The sequence below is a fragment of the Embleya hyalina genome, from assembly GCF_003967355.1.
In the GTDB taxonomy this organism is placed as follows: domain Bacteria; phylum Actinomycetota; class Actinomycetes; order Streptomycetales; family Streptomycetaceae; genus Embleya; species Embleya hyalina.
The window spans coordinates 151,911-160,531 of the sequence record NZ_BIFH01000040.1 but is presented as its reverse complement, the minus strand read 5'-3'; the positions used below and the strand labels follow the sequence as shown (position 1 = coordinate 160,531).

6 protein-coding genes are annotated in these 8,621 nt (G+C 73.9%); 3 read left to right on the top strand and 3 right to left on the bottom strand.

Annotated elements, in window-relative coordinates:
- Positions 1-231: 231 nt before the first annotated feature.
- On the bottom strand, positions 232-1,524 hold the full coding sequence (locus EMA17_RS40890; protein ID WP_126642302.1) for an ROK family transcriptional regulator: 1,293 nt from the start codon (positions 1,522-1,524) through the stop codon (positions 232-234).
- A 142-nt stretch (positions 1,525-1,666) separates the two neighbouring features.
- Between EMA17_RS40890 and EMA17_RS40885 the strand changes: the two genes are divergently transcribed.
- Positions 1,667-3,148, top strand: coding sequence for a carboxylesterase/lipase family protein (locus EMA17_RS40885; RefSeq protein WP_126642301.1), 1,482 nt, complete (start codon positions 1,667-1,669; stop codon positions 3,146-3,148).
- A 279-nt stretch (positions 3,149-3,427) separates the two neighbouring features.
- Here the strand turns inward: EMA17_RS40885 and EMA17_RS40875 are convergent, their stop codons facing one another.
- Positions 3,428-4,207 carry an SDR family oxidoreductase gene (locus EMA17_RS40875; RefSeq protein ID WP_126642299.1) on the bottom strand — a complete coding sequence of 260 codons (780 nt, stop codon included), beginning with the start codon at positions 4,205-4,207 and terminating at the stop codon, positions 3,428-3,430.
- A 249-nt stretch (positions 4,208-4,456) separates the two neighbouring features.
- Here EMA17_RS40875 and EMA17_RS40870 point away from each other — a divergent pair, with 249 nt between their 5' ends.
- A complete protein-coding gene (locus EMA17_RS40870; protein WP_126642298.1) occupies positions 4,457-5,068 on the top strand; it encodes an isochorismatase family protein in 612 nt (203 codons plus the stop codon).
- A gap of 51 nt (positions 5,069-5,119) precedes the next feature.
- Here the strand turns inward: EMA17_RS40870 and EMA17_RS40865 are convergent, their stop codons facing one another.
- Positions 5,120-7,144, bottom strand: coding sequence for an AfsR/SARP family transcriptional regulator (locus EMA17_RS40865; protein WP_126642297.1), 2,025 nt, complete (start codon positions 7,142-7,144; stop codon positions 5,120-5,122).
- Between the two features lie 109 nt (positions 7,145-7,253).
- Between EMA17_RS40865 and EMA17_RS40860 the strand changes: the two genes are divergently transcribed.
- Positions 7,254-8,303 carry an NADP-dependent oxidoreductase gene (locus EMA17_RS40860; protein WP_126642296.1) on the top strand — a complete coding sequence of 350 codons (1,050 nt, stop codon included), beginning with the start codon at positions 7,254-7,256 and terminating at the stop codon, positions 8,301-8,303.
- Positions 8,304-8,621: the final 318 nt, after the last annotated feature.

Here is an 8,621-nt window from a genome sequence, read left to right as displayed (position 1 = left end):
CGCCGGCGGCAGCCCACCCCACGACTCGGACCGGCCCCGCACCGGCCGGCCCGTGGCCACAAGCGCAACGCTTGCTGGGAGCGCCCGACCCGTCCGCAAAGGCTCCCCGGCGGACTCGACCCGACGCGGCCCGTCGCCCTCCCCCCGCTGCCGGATGTCGCATCGGCCCCGGTCTCCAAGCCCCGCGCGCGGGGGAGTCGGGGTGGGTGGACGTTCGGGTGGGTTTGTTGGTCAGGGGTTTTGGGGGTTTGGATGTGGGATCTGGGTTGGGGTGTTCAGGGTGGCTTCTCGGCTGGTTTGCAGGGCGCCTCTCAGGGTGGCTTCCTCTGACAACCTGCCCGGGGTGATGGTGGGTTCCAGGTGGGGGGCCACGGCGCGGCGGCCGGACAGGGTGGTGTCGATGCCCTCTGTGAGCCAGGGGTACCACGTTGCCAGGTAGCCGCCGAGGATTACCTCGGCCGGGTCGACCAAGCCGGTGATGGCCAGTACCGCCGCGCCGACCGCACGGCCCGCGGCGGTGAGGGCTTGGGTTGCGCTCGGGTCGCCGGCTCGTAGGCGGTGGTCGAGTTCGGTGAGGGCCGCGTCGACGCCCTCGTGTGCGGCGATGTCGGCGAGGCCGGCGGCGGCGGTGAGTGGTTCGGGGCCGACGTACATGGCCAGGCAGCCGCGTGCGCCGCAGGGGCAGGCGGGGCCGTCGAAGGCGAGCGGGATGTGGCCCACCTCGCCGGCCAGGCCGTGTGTGCCGGTGTGGATGCGGCCGCCCACCACCAGGCCGCCGCCGACGCCGGTGTCGGCCTTGATGTACGCGACGGCGTAGGGGAGTTCGCCGCCCTGTTCGGCGCGGGCGTGGTACTCGGCCAGGGCCGCCACGTTCGCGTCGTTGACCAGGTCCACCGGGCAGGCCAGGTCCGGCAGATGCGCCGTCACCAGCGCCCGCAGGTCGGTCCTGGCCCAGCCGAAGTCGATCGCGGCGGCGACGGTGCGGCCGGGCCCGGTGACCGGCCCGGCCATGGCGATCACGACCCGCGCGAGGTGTGCGTCGGGCCGCGTGCGGACCACCGCCTCGGCGCGACGGATCGCGTCGGCGAGTACGGCGGCCAGCGGCTCGGGGTCGCCGAACGGCGCGTGGTGCGGGACGGACGCGCGGTGCACCACGGCGCCCGCCAGGTCGGCGGCCAGCACCTCGACCCGCTCCAGGGTCACCTGTACCGCGATCGCCACCACGCGCCCCGGCACCAGGCGCAACAACCGACGCGGCCGGCCCCGCCCGCCGGAGGAGGCCGAGCCGACCTCGGCCACCAGGCCACGCCCGATCAGTTCGGCGGCCAGCGCGGTCACCGACGCGTGGACCAGCCCGGTGGCCGCCGCGACCTCGGTCCGCGCGCACGGCCCGTGGGCGGCGATCTCGCGCAGGACCAGCGCCAGGTTGTGGCGGCGCACGGCGGCGGTGTCGGTCGGGCTTGAACCGGGACCGGGACCGGGACCGGGGCCCGGACCCGGGCCGGGTGTGGCGGCGGTGTTCACGTCGTCGATTGTGCCCTGGCTTCTCCCCCGGTCCGGTGATTATTTTTTTCAACTCTTGCAATATTAATTGACCCGGGTCGATACTCACCGACAAGACCCGCCGAACGCCGACCACCCCGGTCCCCGCACCCAAGGATCGCCCGTGTCCCAGCAACCCCTCGTCACCACCGCCCTCGGCCCAGTCCGGGGTGTGTGGCAGGACCGGTCCGCCCGCTTCCTGGGCATCCCCTACGCCAAGGCCCCCGTCGGCGACCTCCGCTTCGCCGCCCCGGAGGTCCCGGAGTCGTGGACCGAACCCCTGGCCGCCACCAGCTACGGGCCCACCGCCCAGCGTCGCGGCTTCGGCGAGGGACCGACGATCATCCCCGAGCCGTCGATCCCGGGCGACGACGTACTCAACCTCAACGTGTTCACCCCCGACCTCACCCCGGACGCCGCGCTGCCCGTGCTGGTCTGGATCCACGGCGGCGGCTTCGTGGCCGGCTCCGCCGCCAGCCCCTGGTACGACGGCGGCACGTTCAACCGCGACGGCGTGGTCCTGGTCTCGCTCGGCTACCGACTCGGCATCGAGGGCTTCCTGCACCTGGCGGACGCGCCGGACAACCGGGCCGTACTGGACTGGATCGCCGCCCTGCGCTGGGTCCGGGACAACATCGCGGCCTTCGGCGGCGACCCCGCCAAGGTGACCATCGCCGGTCAGTCGGCCGGGGGCGGCGCGGTGCAGACGCTGATGGCCACCCCGTCCGCGCACGAGTTGTTCCGGGCCGGCATCTCGGTCTCCGGAGCGGTGATGGACCCGCAGAGCCGCGCGGACGGCCTCGCCGTGGCCGCACGCTTCACCGCACGCACCGGCCTGCCCGCCACCGCCGCCGCGCTACGCGACCTCTCGCACGAGGAGCTGCAGCGCCTGCAGGACCTGGTCACCGCGCCCGAGGACGACGGCGCGCCGCTGCCCGAACTGCTCCTGGCGCCGTTCGCCGACGGCGAGTTGATCCCCCAGGACGTGCACGGCGCGTTCCGGGACGGCTCGGCCTCGCCGGCCCCGCTGATGCTCGGCGCCACCCACCACGAGTTCAACTTCGCCGCCGAACTCGGCATGGCGGACGCCCCGATCGAGGCCGCCGTCGGCGTACTCGGCTCGATCGGCCTGTCGCCCGAGGGCACCTCGGCCTACCTCGCGCTGCACGAGGGCGCGACCCCGGCCGGGGTGATCGGCCAGGCGATCACCGACTCGCTGTTCCGGGCCGCCGCCTCCGCGATCGCCGAGGCGCGTGCGGGCCAGGACCGGCCGACCTGGATGTACGCCTTCGAATGGCGCTCCACCGCCCCGATGTTCGGCGGCCAGGCGTTCCACTGTCTCGACCTGCCGTTCGCCTTCGACCTGCTCGGCGCCGAGCGCGCGGAGGACGCGACCGGCCCCGACGCGCCCGTCGCGCTTGCCCGGGCGATGCACGGGGCCTGGGTGTCGTTCATCCGCGACCTCGACCCGGGGCGGTCCTGGCCGCGCTACACCCGCTCGGGCCGCGAGACGATGGTGTGGGACACGACGCCCTACGTCACCGGTGACACCCTGTCCGCCGAACGCGAGATCTGGGCGACACGCTCGGTTCCGACAACGACCTGACCGGGGTCGCGGTCGCAGCCGGCACCACCATCGGCACCGGCATCCGCACCGCCACGGCCACGGCCACGGCCACGGCCAAAGCCACCGCCACCGCCACCGCCACCGCCACCGCCACCGCCACCGCCACCGGCCGAGGGTGGGCCGGCACGGACGCACGCGGCCGGCAACCCACGCGGCTCTCGGCGCGCCCCTCACCGGGCGGGCCGAGAGCCGCCGGCCCCGCCCGGAGCGGCCGTCCGCCCGAGGGTCACGCAGTCGCGCAAGCGCCCCGCAGGCCGGTCACGCGCCGGTGCCCGCGAGCCAGTCGACGTAGGTCGGGCCCGCGAGCGTGGCGTGCGGGCCGGGGAGCAGGCCGCCGTTCTCGAACAGGTCGCGATCCGGGTTGGCCGGGTCGCTCACCTCCTCGACGCGGACCGTGTGGCCACGCCGCTCCAGCACCAGTCGCGCCATCTCGGCGAGGTTCTCCTCACGCGGACCGGCGATCTCCGCGAACGGGGTACCCGCCGTCTCCTCGATCGGCCCGTCACCGGTGGCCAGTTCGACCAGGCCCTCCGCCACGGCCCGCGCGCCGATCAACTGGGTACGCATCCTCGGCACGTGGCACACCTCGCCCCGCATCCCCCAGCTCGCCAACTCCTCGACGAACTCGTGGAACTGCGCCGCGCGCAGGATCCGCACCGGCACCGGGCCGGCCGACACGGCCTGCTCGTGGGCCAGCTTGGCCGCGTTGTAGCCCGCGACCGAGGCGTCGATCCCGATGATCGAGGCGACCACCATGCGCCGCACGCCGGTCTTGGCACCCGCCGCCTGGAGGTTGCGCGCCGAGGTGGTGAAGAACTCGGTGGCCTCCCGCTGGTCGGGCGAGGGTGTGCTGGACACGTCGATGACGACGTCGACTCCGTCCAGCGCCTCGGTGAGCCCCGCACCGGTGATCACATCCACGCCGGTGGACCGCGAGATCGCGACCACGTCGTGCCCGCGCTCCCGAAGCACGTCGACCACGTGCCGCCCGGCCCGACCGGTGGCGCCGACAACCGCGATCCTCGAACCAGGCTCCATGGTGTTCTCCCTCTTCGTATCCGTCCCGGGGCCGCTCGGCCCCGATGTGCCGCGACACCACGTTGACGATGCCGGGCACCCTCGTGTGACACCCGCGAGCAACCTGTTTCAAACCGAATCGCGCGATGTTCGCCCCCGGGGACGGCGAAGCGCGGATGTACGACGCCCGCCCCGGCGCGGGCGTCCGCCGGGTCACACGAGGCGCCCCCGATCGGCCCCGTCGCGGACGACCGGGCAGGATGGGGTGGCATGACGCAGAACGTGGACGCCGTCTCGGCATTGATCATCGTGGACGTACAGGTGGCCTTCGTCACCGGCGAGAGCGCGGTCCCGGACGCCGGGCGCGTGGTGGATCGAGTCGGCGCCCTGCTCACCGAGGCACGGGCGCGCGGGTCGCTGGTGGTGCATCTCCAGAACGACGGACCGGTCGGCGCGGACGACGAAACCGGCTCCCCCGGTTGGGAGTTGATGCTGCCGGTACGGCTCGGTCCCCGCGAGGTGGTGATCCGCAAGACCGAGGACGACGGCTTCGACGGTACGTCGCTGGCCGAGGTGCTGGCCGAGGCGAAGGCGGCCGGCGTCGCCGTGTGCGGCGTGATGTCCGAGATGTGCGTGGGAGCGACCGCACGGGCCGCGCTGGAACGCGGCTACCGGGTGGTACTGCCGCACGACGCGCACGCCACGTACGACATCCCGGCCGCGCCCGGGATCAGCGAGGCGGTACCGGCCCCGATGGTCTCGCGGGTGGCCGAATGGGCGCTGGGCGACGAGGTCGAGATCGTTCCGCACGCCGAGGACGTCGTCTTCACCACCGCCGGCACGGACACCGCGCGCCCCGAAAGCGCGGAACACCCCGCGTAGCGCGTCCACCGGTGCGGTCCCCACCGCCGCACGGTCGGGGGTGGTCGTCCCTCAGGTCGACACCCGTCGTCGGCCCGCGAGTTCGCCGGCTTCCCACAGCCGGTCCAGCCCGTACGCCCGCACCGATTCGGCCAACCGATAGCGGGGGCCGTCGGGTTCGACCGTCATCGCCACGAGGGAGCGGTCCACCAGGCGCGTCAGCGCGTCGACGACATCGAGGTCGCCGCCGCCCGCCCCGGCGACCTCGATCGCGTCCGGGAGCCGCCATCCGCCCTCGGCCACGGACAGGCGGCGCAGCACCGCCTGTTCGGGTGGGGACAGCAGGTCCCAGCTCCAGTCGAGCGTGGCGCGCAGGGTGCGGTGTCGTGTCGGGCCGGCCCGACGGCCCGAGGCCACGATCGCGAATCGATCGTCCAGGCGGGCGGCCACCTCCGCGACGCCGAGGCCGCGTACCCGGCCGGCGGCCAACTCCAGTGCGAGCGGGATCCCGTCCAGACGACGGCAGATCGTGGCCACGGCGGCGGCGTTGTCGGCATCGGCACGAAACCCCGGCACGGTCGCGGCGACCCGCTCGACGAACAGCTCCACGGCCGCATGGCCCATCGGAACCTCCGGCGCCGCCTCCGGCGCGGGCACCGGCAGCGGCGGAACGGGCCACAACCGCTCGCCCGGCACGGCCAACGGCTCCCGACCGGTGGCCAGAATCCGCAGCCCGGGCACCGCCCGAAGCAGTCCCTCGGCGACGGTGGCGACCGCGTCGACGACATGCTCGCAGGTGTCCAACACCAGGAGCAGCCGCCGGGACGCCAACGCGGCGGCCAACGCGCGCAGTTCGCCGCCGACGCCCGCCGCCGTCCGCAACTCCCGGGTGATCGTCTCGACGACGTCCGCCGGGGTGGCGGTGGCGGGGTCGAGGTCGACGAAATCGACGAATCCCACCGCCTCGACGCCCGGAACGCCGTCCGAGACCGGCGGTGGCAGGTCCCGGGCCACCTCGACCGCCAGTGCGGTTTTGCCCACACCGCCGGGACCGGTCAGGGTGACGAGCCGTTCCGCGGCCATCAGCGCCCGCACCCGAGCCACCGCGTCCGCCCGACCGATCAACGGCGTGAGCGCGACGGGCAACCCGAACGTCGGCGACGGGGCGGCGGCGAACGCGACCGGGCCGGAAACCGCGGCCGACCCCGAGCCGACCCCCGGCCCCGAGCCGGCATCGGAAACAGAACCCGGCCCCGGCTCGGGAACGGAAGTCGAGCCCGAAGCCCCTCCCGGCGCCGCGACCGCCCCCGCGCGGGAATCCACCATCGTCGAACCCGGCGCGGTCGCCTGCAACCCGGGATCCTGCCTGAGGATCCGCTCGTACAGCGCGGCCAGTTCCGGCCCCGGATCCACGCCCAGTTCGTCCGCGAGCCGCTCGCGCAGTTCCGCGTACGCCGCCAGCGCCTCGCTCTGCCGCCCGGCCAGGTACAGGGCGCGCAGGTACACCGCGCGCAGCCGTTCGCACAGCGGGTGGCGGGTCACCAGGTCGCCGATCTCGTCGACCGGGGACGGTTGTTCGCCCAGATCGAGCCGGGCCAGCGCGTGCTCCCCCTGGGCGGTGATGCGTTCCTTGTCCAGCCGCACGGCCACCGAGCGGGCGAACTCCTCGTCGGCGACGTCGGCGTACGCCGGCCCGCGTCCCAACGCCAACGCATCGGTCAGCAGCGTCTTCCGGGTCTGCGCGTCCTCGGTGCTCCGGGCCCGCTCGACCAGGACCCGGAACCGGCCCGCGTCCACCGCGTCGGGCGAGACGGCGAGGCGATAGCCGGGCGGCTGCCACACCACCAGGTCCCGTCCACCCGGTTCGGCGGCCTCCAGCGCGCGGCGCAGTTGGGACACCCGGGTCTGCAGCGTGGCGACGGGATTGCGCGGGAGTCGACGGCCCCACAGGTCCTCGATCAGCCGGTCGGCCGGCACGGGTCGGCCCTCGTGGATCAGCAGATCCGCGAGCAGCGCGCGCACCTTCGCCTCCGGGATCGGCACCGACGCGCCGTCCTCCGTCCAGACGGCCAACGGGCCGAGCACCCCGAATCGCACCCTCGCACGCTACCCCACGCGGACCTACAGCCGATCGGAAGGAAACCGGAAGTGCGGTCCGCCAACGTATGGGGTGCCGCACCGACCGAGAGACAAGGAAGTCCTCACAATGAACGCAAAGAATAACAACATCGACAAAATCGATAGCACCGACAATCCGCCCGTGAACCGTGAGATCCACTTGGTGTCGCGCCCCGTGGGCGAGCCGGAGCCGGCGAACTTCGCATTGGTCGAGACGGGGATCCCGGAGCCCGGCGTCGGGCAGATCCTGGTCCGCAACAACTGGATGTCGGTGGACCCGTACATGCGCGGTCGGATGAACGACAACGCCTCCTACATCGTCCCGTTCGCGCTCGGCGCCGTGCTGGAGGGCCACGCGGTCGGCGAGGTGGTGGCCTCGCGCAGCGCGGACGTCGCGGTGGGCGCGACGGTGTCGCACTTCGCCGGATGGCGCGAGTACGCGGTGATCGACGGCGTCGAGGCCACCGTCCTGGACGTCTCGACCACCCGCCCGCAGGACCACCTCGGCGCGCTGGGGCAGGTCGGCTTCACCGCCTACCTCGCGGTCGCCGAGACCGCTCCGGTACGCCCGGGCGACGTGGTCTTCGTCTCCGGTGCCGCCGGTGCGGTGGGCAGCCTGGCCGGGCAGATCGCCCGCAACCTCGGCGCGTCCCGGGTGATCGGGTCGGCCGGCGGGCCCGAGAAGGGGCGGATCCTGACGGACGTGTTCGGCTTCGACGCCGCCATCGACCACCGGGCCGGTTCGATCGCGGAGCAGTTGGCGGAGGCGGCGCCGGAGGGCATCGACGTGTACGTGGACAACGTCGGCGGAGAGCACCTGGAGGCCGCCATCGGGGCACTGCGGATGCACGGTCGGGCCGCCATCGTCGGCATGATCAGCGGTTACAACGCCACCGAACCGGTCCCGGGCCCGAGCAACCTCTACGACCTGGTGCTCCGGCAACTGACCCTGAAGGGCCTGCTCGTGGTCGACCACTACGACAAGTTCCCGGCGTACCTCACCCGGGCGACGAAGTGGCTCACGGAGGGCGGCCTGCGCACCCGGGAGACGATCGTGCACGGCATCGACCGGGCTCCGGAGGCATTCCTCGGCATGCTGCGCGGCGCCAACACCGGCAAGATGCTCGTCCGCCTGTGACCCACACCGCCGGCGGAGCCGGAGCGACGCTCCGCCGCGTCTCGGTTGGTCGCGGGCGGCCGGCACGGGGTCCCGTCCGGGTCGTGCGGTGGGTCGCCGCCGGCGTGCGGGGCGCCGAGACGGAGGTCCCCGAGGGGACAGGTGTGTTGCCGGGCGGGAGACGCGGCCGGTGGCGGCGGTGGGGGAGGGCGCTCGGGTCGAGTCCGCCGGGGAGGCTTCCCGAGTGGGTCGGGCGTGCCGACACACGTGGCTCGCGGTCGGTCGGCCTCGAACGCCGGCCGGGGCGCGGCCCCGGCCGGCGTTCGAGGCCGACCCGGG